19 protein-coding genes are annotated in these 19,589 nt (G+C 68.4%); 4 read left to right on the top strand and 15 right to left on the bottom strand.

The genetic code is table 11. The features are described 5' to 3' along the window. Positions 1-11: 11 nt before the first annotated feature. From E0H73_RS03255 to E0H73_RS03240, 4 genes are read right to left on the bottom strand one after another with little or no spacing between them, the layout of a single operon-like run. A complete protein-coding gene (locus E0H73_RS03255) occupies positions 12-1,133 on the bottom strand; it encodes an XdhC family protein (protein WP_131350948.1) in 1,122 nt (373 codons plus the stop codon). Further along, complete coding sequence (locus E0H73_RS03250) at positions 1,126-2,220, bottom strand: vWA domain-containing protein (RefSeq protein WP_131350945.1); 1,095 nt, start codon at positions 2,218-2,220, stop codon at positions 1,126-1,128. The genes E0H73_RS03255 and E0H73_RS03250 overlap by 8 nt, the downstream gene beginning before the upstream one ends. 6 nt (positions 2,221-2,226) lie before the next feature. Further along, complete coding sequence (locus E0H73_RS03245; RefSeq protein WP_131350942.1) at positions 2,227-3,102, bottom strand: AAA family ATPase; 876 nt, start codon at positions 3,100-3,102, stop codon at positions 2,227-2,229. A 39-nt stretch (positions 3,103-3,141) separates the two neighbouring features. Then, complete coding sequence (locus E0H73_RS03240; protein ID WP_165555473.1) at positions 3,142-3,717, bottom strand: nucleotidyltransferase family protein; 576 nt, start codon at positions 3,715-3,717, stop codon at positions 3,142-3,144. Between the two features lie 82 nt (positions 3,718-3,799). On the opposite strand from E0H73_RS03240, the gene nadA reads away from it, so the two are divergent. After that, a complete protein-coding gene (nadA, locus tag E0H73_RS03235) occupies positions 3,800-4,981 on the top strand; it encodes a quinolinate synthase NadA (protein ID WP_131350939.1) in 1,182 nt (393 codons plus the stop codon). Here the strand turns inward: nadA and E0H73_RS03230 are convergent. The 5 genes from E0H73_RS03230 to E0H73_RS03210 all read right to left on the bottom strand — a co-directional run bounded on the left by E0H73_RS03230 (position 4,978) and on the right by E0H73_RS03210 (position 9,043). Next, positions 4,978-6,165: a glycosyltransferase family 4 protein gene (locus E0H73_RS03230; protein WP_131350936.1), complete on the bottom strand. Its 1,188-nt coding sequence runs from the start codon at positions 6,163-6,165 to the stop codon at positions 4,978-4,980. The two genes, nadA and E0H73_RS03230, sit on opposite strands and share 4 nt — an antisense overlap. After that, complete coding sequence (locus tag E0H73_RS03225; RefSeq protein WP_131350933.1) at positions 6,165-6,581, bottom strand: FAD synthase family protein; 417 nt, start codon at positions 6,579-6,581, stop codon at positions 6,165-6,167. The genes E0H73_RS03230 and E0H73_RS03225 overlap by 1 nt, the downstream gene beginning before the upstream one ends. After that, positions 6,581-7,309 carry a CDP-alcohol phosphatidyltransferase family protein gene (locus tag E0H73_RS03220; RefSeq protein WP_131350930.1) on the bottom strand — a complete coding sequence of 243 codons (729 nt, stop codon included), beginning with the start codon at positions 7,307-7,309 and terminating at the stop codon, positions 6,581-6,583. The genes E0H73_RS03225 and E0H73_RS03220 overlap by 1 nt, the downstream gene beginning before the upstream one ends. Further along, entirely contained in the window at positions 7,306-7,755 is a 450-nt protein-coding gene (locus E0H73_RS03215; RefSeq protein WP_238163777.1) for an adenylyltransferase/cytidyltransferase family protein, read from the bottom strand. Before E0H73_RS03215 ends, E0H73_RS03220 begins: the two co-directional genes overlap by 4 nt. A gap of 73 nt (positions 7,756-7,828) precedes the next feature. Next, positions 7,829-9,043 (bottom strand): glycosyltransferase family 4 protein, encoded by a 1,215-nt coding sequence (locus E0H73_RS03210; protein ID WP_131350924.1) that lies wholly within the window; start codon positions 9,041-9,043, stop codon positions 7,829-7,831. A gap of 130 nt (positions 9,044-9,173) precedes the next feature. Here E0H73_RS03210 and E0H73_RS03205 point away from each other — a divergent pair, with 130 nt between their 5' ends. The 3 genes from E0H73_RS03205 (at position 9,174) to E0H73_RS03200 (ending at position 12,908) form a co-directional block, all read left to right on the top strand. Continuing rightward, positions 9,174-10,799 (top strand): right-handed parallel beta-helix repeat-containing protein, encoded by a 1,626-nt coding sequence (locus E0H73_RS03205; RefSeq protein ID WP_238163776.1) that lies wholly within the window; start codon positions 9,174-9,176, stop codon positions 10,797-10,799. Positions 10,800-10,885: 86 nt separating this feature from the next. Further along, positions 10,886-11,029, top strand: a complete 144-nt coding sequence (locus E0H73_RS45735) for a DUF6019 family protein (RefSeq protein WP_165555471.1) — start codon at positions 10,886-10,888, stop codon at positions 11,027-11,029. Positions 11,030-11,216: 187 nt separating this feature from the next. Continuing rightward, positions 11,217-12,908: a right-handed parallel beta-helix repeat-containing protein gene (locus tag E0H73_RS03200; RefSeq protein WP_131350921.1), complete on the top strand. Its 1,692-nt coding sequence runs from the start codon at positions 11,217-11,219 to the stop codon at positions 12,906-12,908. Between the two features lie 16 nt (positions 12,909-12,924). On the opposite strand, the gene E0H73_RS03195 is transcribed toward E0H73_RS03200, so the two are convergent. The 6 genes from E0H73_RS03195 to E0H73_RS03170 form a co-directional block, all read right to left on the bottom strand. Beyond that, entirely contained in the window at positions 12,925-14,322 is a 1,398-nt protein-coding gene (locus E0H73_RS03195) for a mannitol dehydrogenase family protein (RefSeq protein WP_131350918.1), read from the bottom strand. A 16-nt stretch (positions 14,323-14,338) separates the two neighbouring features. After that, a complete protein-coding gene (locus tag E0H73_RS03190) occupies positions 14,339-15,175 on the bottom strand; it encodes an ABC transporter permease (protein WP_131350915.1) in 837 nt (278 codons plus the stop codon). Continuing rightward, positions 15,172-16,056 (bottom strand): ABC transporter permease, encoded by an 885-nt coding sequence (locus tag E0H73_RS03185; RefSeq protein WP_131350912.1) that lies wholly within the window; start codon positions 16,054-16,056, stop codon positions 15,172-15,174. The genes E0H73_RS03190 and E0H73_RS03185 overlap by 4 nt, the downstream gene beginning before the upstream one ends. After that, positions 16,053-17,141 carry an ABC transporter ATP-binding protein gene (locus E0H73_RS03180; protein WP_131350910.1) on the bottom strand — a complete coding sequence of 363 codons (1,089 nt, stop codon included), beginning with the start codon at positions 17,139-17,141 and terminating at the stop codon, positions 16,053-16,055. The genes E0H73_RS03185 and E0H73_RS03180 overlap by 4 nt, the downstream gene beginning before the upstream one ends. Continuing rightward, entirely contained in the window at positions 17,138-18,367 is a 1,230-nt protein-coding gene (locus E0H73_RS03175; protein ID WP_131350907.1) for an ABC transporter substrate-binding protein, read from the bottom strand. The genes E0H73_RS03180 and E0H73_RS03175 overlap by 4 nt, the downstream gene beginning before the upstream one ends. 69 nt (positions 18,368-18,436) lie before the next feature. After that, complete coding sequence (locus tag E0H73_RS03170; RefSeq protein ID WP_131350904.1) at positions 18,437-19,426, bottom strand: LacI family DNA-binding transcriptional regulator; 990 nt, start codon at positions 19,424-19,426, stop codon at positions 18,437-18,439. Between the last annotated feature and the right edge of the window lie 163 nt (positions 19,427-19,589).

Below are 19,589 nucleotides of genomic sequence, written 5' to 3'. Positions count from 1 at the left end.
ACAAGAGATGTTCAGTGATGAATCGGCCCTGCCACCCCCGACAGCCGGTCGCCGGCACCGCCCCAGCGCAGGGCGATGATCTCGGCGGCGATGCTGACCGCGGTCTCCTCCGGTGTCCGCCCGCCGAGGTCGAGACCGATCGGACTCGCCAGCCTGGCCAGCTCCGCGTCGGTCAGCCCGGCCTCCTGCAGCCGCTTCACCCGGTCGTCGTGGGTCCGCCGCGAGCCCATCGCCCCGATGTAGGCCAGCTCCGGCAACCGCAACGCCACCTCCAGCAGCGGTACGTCGAACTTCGGGTCGTGGGTCAGCACACAGATGACGGTCCGTCCGTCGATCCGACCGGCCTCCGCCTCGGCCTTCAGGTAGCGATGCGGCCAGTCGACAATCACCTCGTCGGCCGACGGGAACCGCGACGCCGTCGCGAACACCGCCCGCGCATCGCACACCGTCACCCGATACCCCAGGAACGATCCGAGCTTCGCCACCGCCGCAGCGAAGTCGATCGCGCCGAACACCAACAGCCGCGGTACCGGCGCGTGCGACGACACGAACACCCGCATCCCCTCGCCGCGCCGCTGCCCGTCCGGCCCGTACTCCAGCGTTTCCGTCCGCCCGGTCGCCAGCAGCCCGCGCGCGTCGGCGGCGACCGCGTCGTCGGCCCGCGACGATCCGAGCGTCCCCGCCGTCGGCTGACCGACCGGGCGCACCACCATCCGCCGGCCGACCCTGGCCGGATCGGGATGCGCGATCACAGTCGCCACCGCGACCGGCCGACCGGCCTCGACGTCGGCCGCCACCTCCCCCAGCTCCGGGTACGACGAGCGATCGACCCGCTCGACGAAGATGTCGATGATCCCGCCACACGTGAGCCCGACGGCGAACGCCGACTCGTCGCTCACGCCGTACCGCTGCAGCATCGACTCGCCGGACTCGAGGATCTCCTCGCCCAGCTGGTACACGGCGCCCTCGACGCACCCACCCGACACGCTGCCGACCGCCTCGCCCTCGGGCCCGACCAGCATCACCGCACCCGGCGACCGCGGCGCCGACGAGAACGTCGCGACAACAGTGCCCACGGCAACCGATTCGCCCGCGCGCCACCACTCCATCAATCGCTCGAGCACATCACGCATCGGCAACCACCTCCAGGAGATCAGCAAAACTGGCCAGGCTGTGCCCCGCGACGAGTTCGTCCAGATGGGGCAGCACCGCAACGATCCCGGTCTGCACCGGCAGGTATCCGGGCTTGCCGCGATGCGGATTCAGCCAGACCACCCGATGCGCCAGTGCGGCCAGCCGCTGCACCTGTGCACCGAGCAAGGTGGTGTCGCCGCGTTCCCAACCGTCGCTGCACACCACCACGATCGACCGGCGCGCCATCCCCCGCTGGCCCCACCGGTCGAGAAACACCTTGAGCACTTCACCGAGCCGGGTGCCGCCCGACCAGTCCGGTACGACGTTTCCCGCCGAGCGCAGCGCGGACTCCGCATCGCCTCGACGCAACGCCGGAGTCACCCGGGTCAACCGGGTCCCGATCGTGAACACCTCCACCGACCGCGGAGCTCGCTGGACCATCGTGTGGGCGAGCCGCAACAGACTGTCGGCGTACGGGCGCATCGAACCGGAGACATCGACGAGTACGACGACCCGGCGTGGTCGCGTGCCGCGGCGGCGGTAGTGGACGCGGGCGGGCTCGCCGACCTGCCGCAACTGGGCCCGGAGCGTCCGACGTGGATCGATGTCGCCGCGATGCGATGGACGTCGCCGGACAGTACGGCGTACCGGGATCCGTGGGCGCAGGGAACCGAACAGGCGGTTCAGCTGGGCCCGATCACTCGCGGACAGTTCGGCGACGTCGCGGTGCCGGAGGACTTCCGTCGTACTCGCGGAGGCGTTCGACGACTGGTCGCCGTCCTCGCCTCCCGCACTGTCGTCCACCTCGAGGGCGGCCTGCACCGAGGGCTGCGTCGTCGTACGCCGGGCCGCGCCGTTCGACCGTTCTCCGGAGAACCACGCGGCGAACACCTCGTCGTACCGGGCGGTGTCGTCGGGTCCCGAACACAGGGCGGCGCGGCCGGCCCAGTAGACGTCCGCGGTGACGCCCGCGTCGAGCGTGGCGACCGCCTGGAGGAAGAGGTGCACCCGATCGGAAGTGACTGCCAGTCCCGCGTGCCGGAGCGCCGACGCGAAGCCGGCCAACGCGAGATCTGGTGCGGTCATCTGTCCTCAGCTCGCCAGTAATCGATCCAGTGATTCGCGCACCCGGTCGGTGTCCTCGCGGTACTTGAGCACGGCACCCAACGTCGCCGCCGCGGTCTCCACGTCGAGGATCTCGGTGCCGAGGGCATCGAGCGCGCGAGCCCAGTCGAGCGTCTCCGCCACCCCGGGGGGCTTGAGCAGATCGAGCTCACGCATCCGCTGCACCGAGCGCGCCACCTGCTCGGCCAGCCGGTGCGAGACCTCCGGCAGCCGGGTGCGAACGATCTCGACCTCGCGGGCCAGGCCCGGGTGGTCGATCCAGTGGTACAGGCAACGGCGCTTCAGCGCGTCGTGAACCTCGCGGGTGCGGTTCGAGGTGAGTACGACGATCGGCGGCGTCTCGGCGGTGATCGTGCCCAGTTCGGGGATCGTGACTTCGTACGTCGACAAGACTTCGAGCAGGAACGCCTCGAACTCGTCGTCGGCGCGGTCGATCTCGTCGACCAGCAGCACCGCCGGGCTCTCCCGCAGCGCGCGCAGCACCGGGCGGGCGAGCAGGAAGCGCTCGTCGAACAGCGACTTCTCGACCTCTTCGACGGCCGGGTCCGAGCTGGTCGCCTCGACCGTGCGCAGGTGCAGGATCTGGCGGGGGAAGTCCCAGTCGTAGAGCGCCTGGGTCGCGTCGATGCCTTCGTAGCACTGCAGCCGGATCAGCTGCAGGTCGAGGGCTTCGGCGATCGCGGCGGCCAGCGAGGTCTTGCCGGTGCCGGGCTCACCTTCGAGCAGCAACGGGCGGTGCAGGGCGAGGGCCAGGTACCCGACCGTGGCCAGGCCGTCGCCGGCCAGATATCCGGTTCCGCGCAGCCGCTCGGCGAGCTCTGCCGCGGAACCGAACAAGTTCATCTTTTCAGCATCTCGCAGCCGCAACGCCGTTGCCAAGGCTCAGTCGGCGGAATGTCCGTCCGGCAGTTGGTCCACCGTGTCGACGTCATCGCCCTCGGCGACATCCGCACATTCGGCCTTTTCTGCTTGATGTTTCCGCAGATACTCCCGGGCACCGCTATCGCCCTGCGCAGTTGCGATGATCCCGTCCCAGTGGTCCCGGCCCAGGAACACCGGGTGACCCGGTTGGCCGTCGTACACCGCTCGGATCAACGCCGACCTGTTCCCCGCGACCCGACGTACGGCGACGGTCGTCAGGCCCGGGACATCCACCGGTACGACGACCACTCCGTCGACGTCCTGCGGTGCGGCCTTCAAACCCTCTCGGAGCGAGGCTCCCATCCCCTCGTCCCAGTTCGTTGCCTCGACCACCTGGACGGGCTCGTCAACCAGGACCGCTCGGACCTGGTCGGCGGCGGCGCCGATGACGACCAGGACCGGAGAACAGTCGGCCTCGGCCAGCAGACGGGCGGTCCGGACCACCCACGCCAGGCCGTCGGGGTCGCGGACCAGCGCTTTCGGTGTGCCCATCCGGCGGCCGGCGCCGGCGGCGAGGACGAGGCCTGCGATCTTCACAACCGGAGAGTACCGATTTCACAGTCTGGGCAGTGACGTGCACCACGCGGCGAGGGGCATACGGCATGGCACGATGTTCGACGTGACGACGATCGCGGACGGCCCGAAGTCCCTCCCCCTGCTGTTCCTGGGCCAGAGCACCGACCCCCACTCCGAGCGCGGCGTCGAATGCCCCGGCGCTCTGCCTCCCGCCTCCGACCCGGACCTGGTCGAGCGCGCGCTGAAGGCCAAGGCGACGCTCGGCGACCAGGTGTTCGTGCTCGGGCACCACTACCAGCGCGACGAGGTGATCCAGTTCGCGGACGTCACCGGTGACTCGTTCAAGCTCGCCCGCGACGCGGCGGCCCGGCCGGACGCGCCGTACATCGTGTTCTGCGGTGTGCACTTCATGGCCGAGTCCGCCGACATCCTCACCAATGACCAGCAGACCGTGATCCTGCCGGACCTCGCGGCCGGCTGCTCGATGGCCGACATGGCCCGGATCCAGCAGGTCGAGGCGGCCTGGGACGCACTCGCGGACGCCGGGGTCGCGGACGTGACCGTGCCGGTGACGTACATGAACTCGAGCGCCGACATCAAGGCGTTCTGCGGCCGCAACGGCGGTGCTGTCTGTACGTCGAGCAACGCGGACACCGCCCTCGAGTGGGCGTTCGAGCAGGGCGAGAAGGTGCTCTTCCTGCCCGACCAGCACCTCGGGCGGAACACCGCCGTACTGAAGATGGGCATCTCGCTGGACGAGTGTGTGGTGTATGACCCGCACAAGCCAGGCGGCGGGCTGACCCGTGAGCAGTTGGCTGCGGCGAAGATGATCCTGTGGCGCGGGCACTGCTCGGTGCACGGCCGGTTCACCGCCGCGTCGGTCGACGACGTACGGGCGCGCGTCCCAGGGGTGAACGTGATCGTCCACCCCGAGTGCCGGCACGACGTCGTGTTGAAGGCCGACCTGGTCGGCTCGACGGAGTACATCATCCAGACCCTCGAGACGGCCGAGCCCGGTACGTCGTGGGCGGTGGGCACCGAGCTCAACCTGGTGCAGCGGCTGGCGAAGCAGCACACCGACAAGAACATCGTGTTCCTGGACAAGACGGTCTGCTACTGCGCCACGATGAACCGGATCGACCTGCCGCACTTCGTCTGGGCGCTGGAGAACCTCGTCGCCGGCCACGTGGTCAACCCGATCACGGTCGATGCCGACACCGAGAAGTACGCCAAGCTGGCGCTCGACCGGATGCTCGCTCTGCCGGGTAGGACCGCCCAGGACTAGGACGAAACGCGGGCCGGCGTGTACCACTTCGCCAGAAGATCGGGGAGGCGGTCCGGCCCCCAGCGGTCGACCGGAGTGATGCGGCCTTTCAGGGATGCGAGGCCTTTGGCGAGCTCGCCGACCACGTCGCCACGCCACGAGACGACAGCACCATCTTCTGGTCCGACGATGACGGACGGGCCGCCGCGATCCAGGCAGACAACCGGACAACCGGATGCCAGGGCTTCGGTGACGGCCCAGCCCGCGGCCTCACGCAGGGCCGGGGCGAGGAGTGCGTCGGCGCGGAACATTGCTGCCAGTACGTCCTCGCGCGGTAGCTGACCCATGAACTCGACCCGGTCGCGGACACCCAGCTGCTCGGCCAGGTGCTCGGCACGTCCCCAGTCCGGACCGTCGCCGATGATCCGCAGTTCCCAGTTCGCCGCCTCGGGACGCGCCAGCGCGCTGATCCCGAGCAGCACGCCCTTCCACGGGATCAGCCGGCCGACGAACAGTGCGGTCTTCACCCCGGGCGCACCGAACGGCTCGTAGGGCCCGGACGCGGTGAACCGCCGGATCGCGACGTTCGGCTGGACGACGATCTCCTGGGCGTATGGGCGGAACGTCTCGGCGACGTCCTTGTTCTGGGCAACCATCAGGTCGGCCTTCTGCGCCAGCTTCCGGCCGGTCAGGCGACGGCGGATGCCGGTGTAGGTACGCCGTACCAGCTCGGCCACCAGGCCACGCGGCCCGAGCCAGTGCGCCATTGACAGCGGCGCGGTGGTGGATCCGCCGACAGGGCCCCAGATCACCTTTGCGGACGACTCCTCGACGACGCCCGCCTGCATCCAGTCGACCGCGAAGGTCAGGTGATGGATGACGTCGAACGAGTGCTCCGCATGCAACCGCCGCGCCGTACGCCGGGCCAGGCCCTGCCACAGCGGGTAGTACCAGTACACGTCGGCCGGACGGCGCCGCAGCCGCAGGACCCACTTCGGCAGCTCCAGCGGTACGACGGTCAGCGAAGGCACCGGCCGGATCGCGAGCTCCTCGGCGATCTCGTGGGCGAACTTGCCCCGGGTGAGAAGCCAGACGTCGTGGTCCCGCGCCGCGGCCTTCGCCCAGGCCCAGCCCGCACCCGGCTCCGACCCGCCCTTGGGCCGGCACGCGTACGCGCTGAGCAGGACCTTCGGCCGGGTCGGCATCAGCCCATCCCCTCCAGCAACCTGCGCAGATCCGTGCTCGAGGTGGACGCGGTGTACGGGAAGTAGTGCACCGAGGCACCGACCTCACCGAGCAGCCGCTCCAGCCGGGTCCCCTTCTCGGTGCCCTTCCAGTCGTCGCCCTTGAACAGGACGTCGTACCGCAGTTGCTTCCACATCTCGAACTTGTCGCTGGACCAGTCGCTGACCACCTCGTCGACCAGGCCGATCGCCCGGACGACCTCCATCCGCTCGTCGTGCGGAACCACCGGCGGCCGGCCCTTGATCCGCGCGACCACGTCGTCCTCGACCACCCCGGCGATCAGGTGGTCGCAGTGCTCCCGGGCCCGGCGCAGGATGTTCAGGTGGCCGATGTGGAACATGTCGTACACACCGGGCGCGTAGCCGACGATCCCCATCAGCCCACCCCCGGCTGCAGGGTGGCCATTTCCCGGTACCACTTGGCGATCGCGGCCGCCAGGAACACCAGGTTGGCCGCGAGCAGAGCGCCGTACAGCACGATGAACAGCGACGGGGTGCCGAAGGCCAGGAACACCAGGCACAGCACGCCGTAGTCGGTCGGTGCGATGAGCAACGACTTGACCACCGAATCGCCGCGCTGGTTGGGCTGCTGGGTCGCGCCGTGACGCCGGCGCAGCTGGTCGATCAGGATCAGTCCGAAGAACAGCACCGAGGACATGCAGACATAGCCGAGCGGGATCAGCAGCAGCGACTCGTTGCTGAAGGCATCGAAGCGGTAGAACGAGATCAGTACGGCGCTGTGCAGGAGGACGATCTTGACCGCGTCGATCATGTGATCCAGCCACTCGCCCAAGGGCGATCCACCACCGCGCAGCCGGGCAAGCTGGCCGTCGGCGGAGTCGAGGCCGTAGCCGAGCACCAGCAGCGCGGTCACGATCAGCGCGAGGCCGAGCGACGGCCGGACGGTCGCCACCAGCACGATGCCGATCAGCGAGCAGAAGCCGGACGCGAGGCTCACCTGGTTCGGCGTACGGCGGCCGAGGAACGCCGCGGCCGCGAAGACCCGGCCGATCCGCCGGTTCACGAAGCGCGAGTACGCCGGTGTCCCGGCGGACGGCTTCTGCGCCCGCGAGAGCTGACCGACGACATCACCCAGGGCGGTCATGCAACGGAACTGCGCGACTGCCGCTGGTCGATGGCGGCGCGCAGGATCGGGCTGCGGGAACCGCGACCGGCCGGCAGGACGCTGACCAACTCGCCCGGTATCCCGTCGAGTTCGTCCACGCCGAGCACGCCGTCGGTACCACTCGCAGCGAACACGGTCTGTACTCCTACTACACCGGTCAGCCAGTCGGGCCGTACGCCGTCCACCACAACGACCTCGTCGACACAGCGCAGGTGCTCGATGATCTGGATGCGCTCCGGCAGCGGCACGAACGGCCGCGCACCCCACGCGTCCATCGCCCACTCGTCGGTCAGTACACCCACGACCAGCCGGTCACAGCCCTGCCCGGCCCGTCCGAGCACGTCGAGGTGCCCGACGTGGAACAGGTCGAAGACTCCGGCCAGAAATCCGATCCGCGACAAACTCTGATCCCCCAGCGGCTCCACACAGGAGCCTTCTCTCGATGAGCCCCGACGGCCCGACACGACGCGTCCCCCCGCGTCAGCGGCACTATACCGGTCAGTCACGGTCCGCCCAGCGTCCCCGTCGCGTCCGCCCGCCGTCGGCGTGCCGCGCGATCGCATCGGTGTAGATCCTCTCAGTGGCCGCGAGGTCGCGCTCCGGGGTGAAGCGGTTGAGATAGACCTGTCGGGCTCGTTCGCCGAAGGCTACCGAAGTCCGGGGATCGGTCACCAACCCCAGGGCCTTGCGCAGCCCTTCCGGGTCGCCGGGCTCGGTCAGCGCGCCGGTCTCCCCGTCGTCCACCAGTTCGGCCAGCGCCCCGAGCCGGGACGCGACGACCGGCACCCCGTGCGCGAACGCCTCCACAACCACGAGTCCGAAGCTCTCATACGAACGCGCCGGTACGACGGCGGCGCGCGCGGACCGCAGTACTTCCATGCTGTCGGCCCAGGGAAGTTGACCAAGCACCTGAATCGACAGGTCTTCCCGGGCGCGCTGCTCTGCCTCCGCGCGGAGCGTGCCGTCGCCGACGACGATCAGCTTCCCGAGCGAGGAATCCCAGGCCTGCAACAGATCCGCGAACCCCTTGTCGTCCTCGAGGCGGCCGAGGAAGACGACCGCATCCCCGGCGCCGCTGCGAACCTGCCCGGAGTGCGGGACTGCGTGCGGTTTCACCACGAACAGTTCGGGATCGAAGCCACCGGCGACATACCGGTCGCGGACGAACTCCGACGGCGCGACCAGAGTGGTCACGTACCGCTGCCAGGTGTGCAAGGTGTTGTGGACGCCGATGCTCGTGGCCAGCGGCAACGTCTGCACGCGCGACTCGCGGTAACAACTGTGCACCACGCCGGCCCACGGAAGCTTGCCGACACAGGACTCGCACGGCTTGCCGTCACGCTGCAGGACCGCGTTCGCGCACATCAGCCGGAAGTTGTGCAGCGTCGCCACCACCGGCAATCCCAGCCGGTACGCCGCTCGCAGCACCGAGGGACTGAACAGCGGGAACGTGTTGTGCACGTGCACGACATCGGGCCGATTTTCCTGCAATAGAAGTGTTAAATCGCGTTCGGCCGAAAATGACCATACGGAGCGAAACGGTAACAGTGCGCGATCTTTTCGGCTCATCGCGGCGATATCGTCGCTGTTCCGCACGTACAGGTCGACCTCATGTCCTGAGTTACGCAACAAATCAACCGTTTGCGCGACAACGGTGTTCTCGCCACTGGGTTGACCGGTCCGGTAACGGTTGTGCAACATGGCGACCCGCATGGCACTACCTTAAGTCTCGCGGTGGCTACACCTGGTTTCAGGGACCGCAACCCCGGAGGGTGCATTGAGGAAGTTGTGGTTCGCAGCGCTTATCGCTGCTGCGCTGGCAGTCGTTACGATCGCGCTCCCGGTGATCGCCAACGAGAACAACGCGACAACCGCCGCCAAGTCACGTCCGACGCGTGACACAGCCGCTTCCGGTGTGCTCCCCTCACACCGCGCACCCAAGCCGACGGCCACTCATCCGGCGACGTCGTCGCCGACGGCCACCACCAAGCTGCCGTCGAAGCAGCCCACCACGCAGCCCAGCAAGCCGCCGACCACCGAGCCGACCTCCCCCACCGGCCCGACGGTCCCCACGGCGGACGAGGGTGACGCCGGCCCGGCCTTCGCCGGTCCCTGCAGCGGCGTGGTGATCAAGCCGGGTGACGACGCCCAGTCGATCGTCAACGCCAAGCCCGCCGGGACGACGTTCTGCTTCGCGGCCGGCCTGCACCGGATCTCCGACACGATCCGGCCGAAGGCGAACATGACACTGGCCAGCGCGGCTCGCGCCGTACTGACCGGATCCGTCCCGCTGACCGGCTGGACCAAGTCCGGCTCGGCGTGGGTGGTGCGTGGCGCACTGCCGGCGGCGTACGGCGCAAGTGGGCAGTGTGAGGACAACGTCTCGAACATCTGCCACCTGCGTGAGCAGCTCTTCCTCGACGGCGCGCACCTGACCCGGGTCGGCAACACCTCCCAGGTCGCGCCCGGCACGTTCTACGCCGACTACGGCGCGAACGCGATCTTCCTCGGCGATGACCCGGCCGGCCACTCGGTCGAGATGTCGAAGACGTCGACCGCGATCGAGTCCGGGTCGACCGGTGTCGAGGTCCGCGGGCTCACCATCGAGCACTTCGCCAGCGCGCCGCAGGCCGGTGCCCTGGTCTCCGGCCCGGGCTGGAAGGTCACCGCGAACGACGTGCGCTGGAACCATGCCGTCGGCGTGATGCTGGTGAAGGCGAACAAGACCGAGGTCGAGAAGAACCTGATCCGCAACAACGGCCAGCTCGGCCTCGGGCAGTACAGCTCGGCCGATGCCACGGTGACGCAGAACGTGATCAGCTCGAACAACACCGACGGCTTCTGGGTCGCCGACTGGGAGTCCGGCGGGATCAAGTCGACCCGCTCGTCCGGCACCGTCAGCGGCAACCTGATCAAGGCCAACCGGGGCGTGGGTATGTGGGCCGACGTCGCCGACGACGGCCGGGTGATCAGCTCCAACCAGATCATCGGCAACGCCGCCGACGGGATCCGCTACGAGATCAGCCGGAACGGGACGATCGAGAAGAACACGATCACCAACAACGGCTTCGGCACCGGGCGCGGCTCGGGTACGTCGCTGTGGGACGGCGGCGGGATCAACATCAACACCTCGTCCGGCGTCACCGTCCGCGGCAACGTGGTCAAGGGCAACGTCAACGGGATCGCGATCCAGTCCCGGACCCGCGGCACCGGCCCGTGGGGCACGTACCTGCTGCGCGACATCAACATCAGCGGCAACACCATCGAGATGACCAGCGGCACCCAGGCGACCGGCATCGTGAAGAACACCGGCGCCGAGGTGCCGGCCGGCGAGGTCGTGTTCAGCGGCAACAAGTACGTCCTCGACGCCCTGGGCGCCAAGCGCTTCTCGATGTTCGGCAGCAAACTCACCGCCGACGGCTGGCAAAACGCCGGCCTCGACCTGGTAGGCAGCTTCCTCGCCAACTGAGCCACTGAGCCGTCCGCGGGCCTTCTGCCCCCGGACGTGATCTAGGGTCGATCAACGGCCGGTCGGTGCAAGGCGTGGAGGGTTGGATGGAGTTCTTCGGCGGCGTCTTCCTGACGATCGTGTTCCTGTACGCCCTCTACCACGTGGTGCGGGTGGCGGTCCGGGACGGTATGCGGGAGGCGCTCAAGCGGGAGGACGTGCGGGTCGAGGGGAACGAACCCGATCGGTGACGCCGCCCGAACGCTTGCCCTTTGCAAGGAGTCGGGCGATTGCCTATTGCAACATGATTGTGGCTGGGTGCAACAGAATGTGCTGCGGAATGTGTTGCAATAACTACCTGACGTAGTAGTCTGCTGTCTCGAAGCCGCGCCATGGAGGGTGCGCTCAGGATCCACCTGTGCCCCCGGAGGCTCCGCAATGAAGACAGCTACCGCAGTTGTGGCGATCGTTGCAGTCGGCACCTTCGCCGCCACGACAGCCCTGCCCGCGCACAGCGAGCCCGGCGACAACGTCTTGGTGCAAGGCGAGTTCAGCCTGGCGCCGCAGACTCTGTTGCCCGCGGCCCCCTCGGACAGCCTGTTGCCCGCGGCATCCTCGGACAGCCTGTTGCCTGCGGCGCCGTCTGATGATCCGCTGCACCTGCCCGGAGTGCAACCGACGCCTCCCCCACCGGGTTTGCCGACGACGCCGCCCTCCGCAGATGCGGCGTTCCCCTCCGGCCCATCGCAAGCACCGAAGTGCAGCGGCGTCACGATCAAGCCCGGGCAGGATGCCGCGAAGATCGTCGACGAAGCACCGACCGGTACGACGTTCTGCTTCACGGCCGGCTGGCACCGGATCACGCAGACCATCCACCCGAAGGCCGACCAGGTGCTGGCCAGCGATCAGGGCGCCGTACTGACCGGGTCGGTGCCACTGACCAAGTGGACCGCGTCGAACGGCGACTGGGTGACCACCGGAGTCCTGCCGCCGGCGTACTCGCAGACCGGGCAGTGCGAGGACAACGTCGCGAACATCTGCTACCTGCGTGAGCAGGTCTTCCTCAACAGCAAACACCTGACCCGCGTGGCCTCCCGAGACAAGGTTGCTCCCGGCACCTTCTACGCCGACTACGCGGCCAACGCCGTCTACCTCGGCGACAACCCGAGCGGCCGGTCGGTCGAGATGTCGAAGACCGAGACCGCGATCCAGTCGACAGCCGGTGGCGTGATCGTGCGCGGGCTGACAATCGAGCACTTCGCGACGCCGCCGCAGGGTGGCGCGGTCGTGCTCGGACTGGGCTGGAGGGTGATCGCCAACGACATCCGCTGGAACCACGCGGTCGGGGTGATGCTGGTGAACGCCGACGGCGCGGTCCTGGAGAAGAACTTCATCCACTCCAACGGCCAGCTCGGCATCGGGCAGTACAGCACGCTCAAGGGCACCATCTCGGCCAACGAGGTGAGCTACAACAACACCGACGGCTTCTGGATCGCGGACTGGGAGTCGGGCGGGATCAAGACCACCTGGTCCAGCGGCGGCTGGGTCACCGGCAACCTGATCAAGCTGAACCGCGGCGTCGGGCTGTGGAGCGACGCGTACGACGACGGCCGGACCTTCAACGCCAATCAGATTGTCGACAATGCGGCGGACGGGATCCGGTACGAGATCGGCCGCAACGGCGTGATCGAGAAGAACGCGATCAGCGGCAACGGACTCGGCACCGGCCGCGGTTCCGGTACGTCGCTGTGGGACGGCGGCGGGATCAACGTCAACACGTCGTCGAATGTCCAGGTCCGCGACAACGTGGTCGCCGACAACGTGAACGGCATCTCGATCCAGTCCCGCACCCGCGGCTCCGGTCCCTGGGGGCTGAACGTGCTCCGCGACATCGTCGTCTCCGGCAACCAGGTGACGATGCGCGGCGGGACGACCGCGACCGGCATGGTGCAGAACGCCGGCGCGGCCATCCCGCTGGGCGAGGTGACGCTGGACAAGAACACCTACGTCCTGGACAGCCTGACCGCCGACCGGTTCCAGAAGACCGGCGAGTGGTACAGCGCCCAGGAGTGGCGCAAGACCGGTCAGGACACCACGAGCACCTTCACGACCCGGCGGTCAACAAACTGAGGTGCCCGACCTGGGGTCAGCCAACCGACGTGCTCGACCCGGCGGTCAGCGAACTGACGTGCTCGACCAGCAGTTCGCGGAAGACCGTCGAGTCGCGCAGGTCGGGAGTGAACACCGAATCGACACCGAGCAACGCATCGACCACAGCGGCCGGCTCGGAGATTCCCGCCAGCGCAGCCTTCAACCGATCGGATTGTGGATCGTCGACAATCGGCGTCTTCAGCACGTAGACCATCCACGCAGCGACGGCCAGCGAGACCACCCGAGGCTCGGCACCGGCAGCCAGACGATCGCGGACCGTCCCCAGCATCCGGACCGGTAGCTTCACCGACCCGTCCATCGCGACCTGCGTGGTCCGATGCTTCAACGCCGGATTGGCGAACCGCTCGAGCACGGACGCGCCGTACTCGGTCAGGTCCAATCCATCCGGTGCCTTCAGCGTCGGTACGACGTCCTCCGCCATGAGCTGACGTGCCAGCGCGGACAACTCGTCGTCCCGCACCGCCTCAGCGATGGTCTCGTAGCCGCGCAGAGCACCGAGGTAGGCAAGCATCGAGTGCGTGGCGTTGAGCATCCGCAACTTGGCCTGCTCCCACGGCGCCACGTCGCCGGTGAGGACAGCACCACCGCGCTCCCACGCCGGCCGGTCCCCCGCGAAGTCGTCCTCGATCACCCACTGCAGGAACGGCTCCGCGACCACGACTGCCTCGTCCCGTACGCCGAGCAGCCGGGCCGCCTCGTCACGGTCCGCGTCGGTGGTCGCCGGCACGATCCGGTCGACCATGCTGGCCGGGAACCGGGTCGCCTCGAACACCTCCGGGACCTTGCCCAGGGCTTCGAAGTAGTCCGTCACCAGCTTCCGCAGGAAAGGACCGTTGGCGACCAGGTTGTCGCACGACACGATCGTCAACGGCTCGTCCCGGCGCGCCATCCCGGCCGCGAGCTGCCCGACCACCGTGCGCGGCGGACGGCCGGTCAGGTCGGCCTGGATCTCGGGATCACCCAGGTCGAGGCCGTGACCGGCCGCGCGGTACCCCTTCTCGGTCACCGTCAGCGTGACCACGGACACCGCGGGATCCGCGATCCGTGTCACCACAGCGTCCGGATCCTCCGGGGCGGTCAGGACCTCACGGATGCTGCCGATCACCTGCACCGACGGATCGCCCAGTCCACGCTCCAGCACGGAGTACAGACCGTCCTGCGGTGCCAGCTGGTCGCGGACCTTGCCCGAGCGCTGGCTCACCCCGGTGATCCCCCACCGCGTGTCGGCACTGGCGACGGCGGCCCGCTCGGTGACCACGGCCTGGTGGGCGCGATGGAACGCTCCCAGTCCGAGATGGACGATGCCGATCGACAGTGCCCTTGGATCGACCGCGGGGGCGACGGGGAGGTTGGTGAGACTCAGCCTGCTCAAGCGTGCACCTCAGCTTTCATTCGGGTTCTTCCTTCACGCGAGCGACCAGCTGCGTGGGGTTGACGAAACGCAGCGCGACCACGAGCAGCACCAGCATCATCGCCGTGTACATGACCGCCATCGCGTCGACCGACTGCTGGGCGCGGATCCCGGCAGCGGACATCGAGTAGTACAGCGCGACCACCAATGTCTGCGAGTCCGGACCGGCAGTGAGGAACGTCAGCTCGAACATCCCCACGGTACGGACCAGCACCAGGATCGCCGAGGCCAGCAGGCCCGGCACGAGCAGCGGCGCGAGGATCCGCAGGAACACCGCGCGGGTGTTCGCGCCGAGCATCCGGGCCGCGCTCTCGATCTTCGGATCCACCTGCTCGATGAACGGCGTCATGGTCAGGATCACGAACGGCACCGACGGCACGAGGTTGGCCAGCACCACGCCGGACAGGTGACCCGCGAAACCGAACTTGTACAGCACGGTCGCGAGCGGGATGCCGTACGTGATCGGTGGCATCAGGATCGGCAACAGGAAGGTCAGGTACACCAGCCGCTTGCCCGGGAAATTCTGCCGGGCCAGCACGTACGCCGCGGGCGCCCCGACCAGGACCGACAGTACGACGACCAGCCCCGACGCGATCAGGGTCACGGAGATGACCTGCAACAACCCGAACTCGTGCCACGCGTCGCCGTACCACTGGGTGGTGAAACCGTCCGGGACCCAGGTGTCGAACCAGCGCCGGCCGAACGAGCTGACCAGCACCGACCCGACCACACCGGCCAGGTTGACGAAGAAGAACACCACCACGGCCCAGATGAGCCAGGCGGTCGGCGTCGCCTTGAGGGCTCGCGTGCTCATCCCTTGCCTCCTGTCGATCCGGTGTAGAGCCGCGACCGCCACAGCAGCACGATCGCCACCACGACCAGCTCGACCACGCCCATGATCATCGCGATCGCCGAGGCGTAGGCGTAGTCGTACTGCTCGTACGCCGCCTGGTACGCCGCCAGCGAGATCACCCGGGTCGATCCGGCCGGGTTACCGACCAGCACCGCCGACGGGAAGACCGAGAACGCAAGCACGAACGTGAGCAGGAACGTCGTCGCCAGCCCGGGAGCCAGCAGCGGCAGTGTGATCCGGCGGAACCGCTGCGCCCGGGATGCGCCGAGTGTCGCAGCGGCCCGCTCGAGGGTGGGGTCGATCCCGCTCAGGTACGACAGCACCAGCAGGAACGCGAACGGGAACCCGGTGATGATGAGCGAGAAGAACACACCCCAGTAGTTGTTGGTCAGCCGGATCGGATCGTCGATCAGATGGACGGCCATCAGGATCCGGTTGAACCAGCCGGTCGGGCCGAGGTAGTTCAGCAGGCCCTGCGCCGTCAGCACCGTGCCGAGTGTGATCGGCACGACGAGCACGGTCGTGAGCAGTCGTTTGCCGCGGAACCGGCCACGCATCCGGAACGCGATCGGCACCGCGGCGAGCACGTTCAGCAGTGCCGCGGGCAGCGCGATCTTCAGCGTCGTCGCGATCGTGTCGCGCTGATAGGCGTCGTTGAAGAACTTCTGATAGTTGGCCAGCGCCCCGCCGCCCTTGAGCGGCTGGAACGACAGGCTCAGCCCGTACAGGAACGGGTAGATGAAGAGCAGCAGCACGAAGACGGTGGCCGGCAGCAACAACCAGAGCCGCCGGTCCACGCCGCGCTCGGCGAGGCGATGCTGCCAGCTCGCGGTCTGGCTCATACCGCGAGCCCCGCAGTCACCAGCTCCGCCGCAGGACGGTCGGACGCGTACACCAGCAGCCGGCTCGGGTCGATCGCGACCGACACCGACTCACCGGCCTGGACCTTGCGTTCGGTCCGGGCGTGCAGACGCGTGCCGTCCTCCAGCACGACCTCCACCGCGAGCTCGCGGCCCTGGTACTCGACCACCTCGACGAGACCCTTCAGACCTTCGTTACCGAGCTTCACGTCCTCGGGCCGCACCGCGACGACCACGTCCTCGCCGGCGGCGACCGTACCTTGCGCCACGCCGTCGATCGTCGTACCGCCGATCGGGACCGTCACGACCTCACCGGCCACACTTTGCGCCGCGAGCGGCAGCAGGTTGCGGTAGCCCATGAAGTCGGCGACGTGCCAGGTGGTCGGCGTCGTGTGGACCTCCTCGGGCGTGCCGATCTGTTGCACCCGGCCCTCCCGCATCACGACCAGGCGGTCGGCCATGCTGAGCGCCTCCTCCTGGTCGTGCGTGACATAGACCGTGGTCAGGCCGAGCGACTGGTGCAGTCGACGGATCTCGGTCCGCATCTCCAGCCGGAGCTTCGCGTCCAGATTGCTGAGCGGTTCATCCATCAGCACCAGCGATGGCTCGAGCACAGTCGCCCGGGCGATCGCGACGCGCTGCTGCTGACCCCCGGACAGTTGCCCAGGCAGCTTGCTCGCGTGTTCCTCGAGCCGGACCATCTCGATCGCCGCGGTGGTCCGGCGCCGTACCTCGTCCTTCGGCAGCCGGCGCATCCGCAGGCCGAACGCGATGTTGTCGCGGACGGTCAGGTGCGGGAAGAGCGCGTAGTTCTGGAAGACCATGCCGAACCCGCGCTTCTCCGGAGGCAGCGTGTCGATCCGCTGGTCGTCCTGCCAGATGCTGCCGGCAGTCAGTGGCAGCAACCCGGCCAGACAGTTCAGCGCGGTCGACTTGCCACAACCGGACGGGCCGAGCAGGGCGATGAACTCGCCCCGCTCGATCGTCAGGTCCAGCCCGGCCAGCGCGTCCGCCGTCCCGAACCGGCGGCCGACGCCCTCGAGCCGGAGTTGGCCGAATCCACTCACGACTTCTTCACCTTGCTGCCGCCGACCTCCCGGTCCCACTTGTCGAACGCAGCGACCAGGGCCTTCGCGTCCAGCGGCACCTCGTTCGGATTGTCGGCAATCAACTTGTCGTACTCCGGCCGGCCGAACTCGGTGATCGCGTCCTGACTCTCCTGCGGTGCCTTCGACAGGTCGACACCCTTGATCGCCGGACCCGGGTAGAAGTAGCCCTTGTCGTACGCCTTCGCCTGCTGCTCCGGCGTCAGCATGAACTGCAGCAGCTGCAGGATCGCGGCCTGCTTGTCGGTCGAGACTCCCTTCGGGACGACGGCATAGTGCGCGTCGGTGACCCAGTGGAAGCCCTTCAGGGGTGTGATCGCGGCCTCCTTCGGCACGGCGCCGAGGACGCGCGGGTTGATGTCCCAGCCCGTCGTACTGGCGATGATGCTGGCCGAGCCGTTGGCCAGCGCCTTCATCGTGTCCGCCGTACCGGACGGGTAGAAGTCGACGTACTGGTTGAGCTCCTTGAGGTACGCCCAGGTCTTGTCCCAGCCGTTGACCGGGTCCTTCGGGTCCTTGTCACCGAGGATGTACGGCAGGCCCATCAGGAAGGTCCGGCCGGGGCCGGAGTTGGCCGGGCGCGCGTACATGACCTTGCCCTTGTTGGCCTTCGCGAAGGCCAGCAGCTCCTCGGCGGACTTCGGCGGCGTCGGGACCTTGGCCGGCAGGTACTCCAGCAGCGGGCCGGACGGGTAGTAGGTGACGGTGACGCCGACGTTGCCGGCCAGCCCCTGCATCTTCGCGGCCGGCTCGAGGTAGTCCTTCATGCCGGGCAGCCGATCGGCGTACTTCGGCAACAGGTCCATCCACAGGCCCTGCTCCGCGCCGGCCGCCAGGCCGTCGGTGCCGGTCAGCACCAGGTCGATGTCGACCCGGCCTGCGTCCTGCTGGGCCTTGATCTTGCCGGACAGCTCGGGCGCCGGGCCCTTGGAGTAGGTGACCTTGGAGATCACGTCGGAGTGCTGCTTGACGAAGTCGTCGATCATCGGCTGGGTCAGCTGCAGGTTCCCGGCCACGTCGAGAATGTTCAGCGTCACCGCCTTCGACGGCTTGTCCGGCGCGTCGCCGGAACTGTCGCCGGACGACTGGTTGGGGCTTGTCGGGGCTCCGCACGCGGCCAGTACGGCGAGCAGGCCGACGACGGTTGTGCGGCGGACGCGACGGCCGGTTCTGCGCTGCAGGGGCATCGGGTCTATCTCCTCTGGATCAAAGGCGGGCCTGGCATGGTGCCGGGATTGATCGGCTCGGGCGGCAGATCAGGGGCTTGCCGCGGGACCCGTGGAGTCACGGACGATCAGCTCGCCGTGCAGGGTGCCGCGGGTGTCGACGGTGCTGTCCGGGTCGTCGAGCAGGGCCAGCAGGAGCTCGACCGCGATCCGGCCGGCCTCCTGTTTGGGCAGCCGGACCGTGGTCAGCGCCGGTCGGGCCATCCGGGACATCGCGATGTCGTCGACGCCGACAACACTCAGGTCGCCCGGAACCGAGATCCCCCGTGCGTGCAACCGGGCCAGCAGCCCGATCGCGACCAGGTCGTTGTAGGTGATGACTGCGGTGGCGCCGGAGGCAACGACCTGGTCCGCCGCCGCCATGCCACCTTCGTACGTCGGCCCGAAGTGACCGACCCGGCTCAGCTCGACACCGTGGTCGGCGACGGCGTTCTCGAGGCCGATGCCGCGGTGCTGGGTCGACCACGACGTGACCGGTCCACCGACCCAGGCGAGCCGGCGGTGGCCGAGGGCAACGAGGTGGGCGACGGCCTGCCGCATCCCTTCCTCGTTGTCGTAGGTGATGCCGGGGATGCCCGCGGCCGTGCGGTTGACCAGGACGACGTTCGTGTCCTGGGCGATCGCGCACAGGTCGGCGTCACCGGACCGTGGCGAACACAGGATCAGCCCGTCGACCTGCTTGGACAGCGCCCGGACCAGGCCGACCTCCGCGGTCACGTCCTCGTCGGTGTCCGCGACGAACACAGCGGTGTCGGACCGGCGGGCGCGCGCCTGCACACCCTTGGTGACACTGGCGAAGAACGGGTTCGCCAGATCGGGCACGACCAGGCCGATGTTGCCGGTGCGGCCGGTGATCAGACCGCGGGCGGCACGGTTGGGCTGGTAGCCGAGCTGCTCGACCGCGGCTGCGACTCGGGCCCGGGTCGCGGCGTTGACCATCTCCGGCATCGACAGCGCCCGGGACACAGTGGACGGCGACACGCCTGCCAGCCGCGCCACGTCACGGATCGTCGCAGGCATGGTCACCTCCTCAGGTCGGCCCCCGCCGTCGCAGTCTGCAATCGGTTTCACACTTGTGTCAAGAGTTCGTTCACGGTCGATCGAAGGCCAGTGGGATTCGCCTTGTGGACAAGGACTTGTGTGGGCTCGTGCGCACTGCAATCCTTTGCAGTACCCGTTTCAG

This window comes from Kribbella pittospori (assembly GCF_004331465.1).
Lineage (GTDB): Bacteria > Actinomycetota > Actinomycetes > Propionibacteriales > Kribbellaceae > Kribbella > Kribbella pittospori.
The sequence above is the reverse complement of the archived record's forward strand: the minus strand, read 5'-3'. Positions and strand labels throughout refer to the sequence as shown.

Bases quoted from the DNA above. Each gene is read 5' to 3' on its own strand.
- E0H73_RS03220 (WP_131350930.1), bottom strand. From the start codon at position 7,309: ATGACCGCCCTGGGTGATGTCGTCGGTCAGCTCTCGCGGGCGCAGAAG.
- E0H73_RS03190 (WP_131350915.1), bottom strand. From the start codon at position 15,175: ATGAGCACGCGAGCCCTCAAGGCGACGCCGACCGCCTGGCTCATCTGG.
- E0H73_RS03210 (WP_131350924.1), bottom strand. From the start codon at position 9,043: ATGCGGGTCGCCATGTTGCACAACCGTTACCGGACCGGTCAACCCAGT.
- E0H73_RS03185 (WP_131350912.1), bottom strand. From the start codon at position 16,056: ATGAGCCAGACCGCGAGCTGGCAGCATCGCCTCGCCGAGCGCGGCGTG.
- E0H73_RS03175 (WP_131350907.1), bottom strand. From the start codon at position 18,367: ATGCCCCTGCAGCGCAGAACCGGCCGTCGCGTCCGCCGCACAACCGTC.
- E0H73_RS03230 (WP_131350936.1), bottom strand. From the start codon at position 6,165: ATGCCGACCCGGCCGAAGGTCCTGCTCAGCGCGTACGCGTGCCGGCCC.
- E0H73_RS03250 (WP_131350945.1), bottom strand. From the start codon at position 2,220: ATGACCGCACCAGATCTCGCGTTGGCCGGCTTCGCGTCGGCGCTCCGG.
- E0H73_RS03255 (WP_131350948.1), bottom strand. From the start codon at position 1,133: ATGCGTGATGTGCTCGAGCGATTGATGGAGTGGTGGCGCGCGGGCGAA.
- E0H73_RS03170 (WP_131350904.1), bottom strand. From the start codon at position 19,426: ATGCCTGCGACGATCCGTGACGTGGCGCGGCTGGCAGGCGTGTCGCCG.
- E0H73_RS03225 (WP_131350933.1), bottom strand. From the start codon at position 6,581: ATGGGGATCGTCGGCTACGCGCCCGGTGTGTACGACATGTTCCACATC.
- E0H73_RS03200 (WP_131350921.1), top strand. From the start codon at position 11,217: ATGAAGACAGCTACCGCAGTTGTGGCGATCGTTGCAGTCGGCACCTTC.
- E0H73_RS03245 (WP_131350942.1), bottom strand. From the start codon at position 3,102: ATGAACTTGTTCGGTTCCGCGGCAGAGCTCGCCGAGCGGCTGCGCGGA.
- E0H73_RS45735 (WP_165555471.1), top strand. From the start codon at position 10,886: ATGGAGTTCTTCGGCGGCGTCTTCCTGACGATCGTGTTCCTGTACGCC.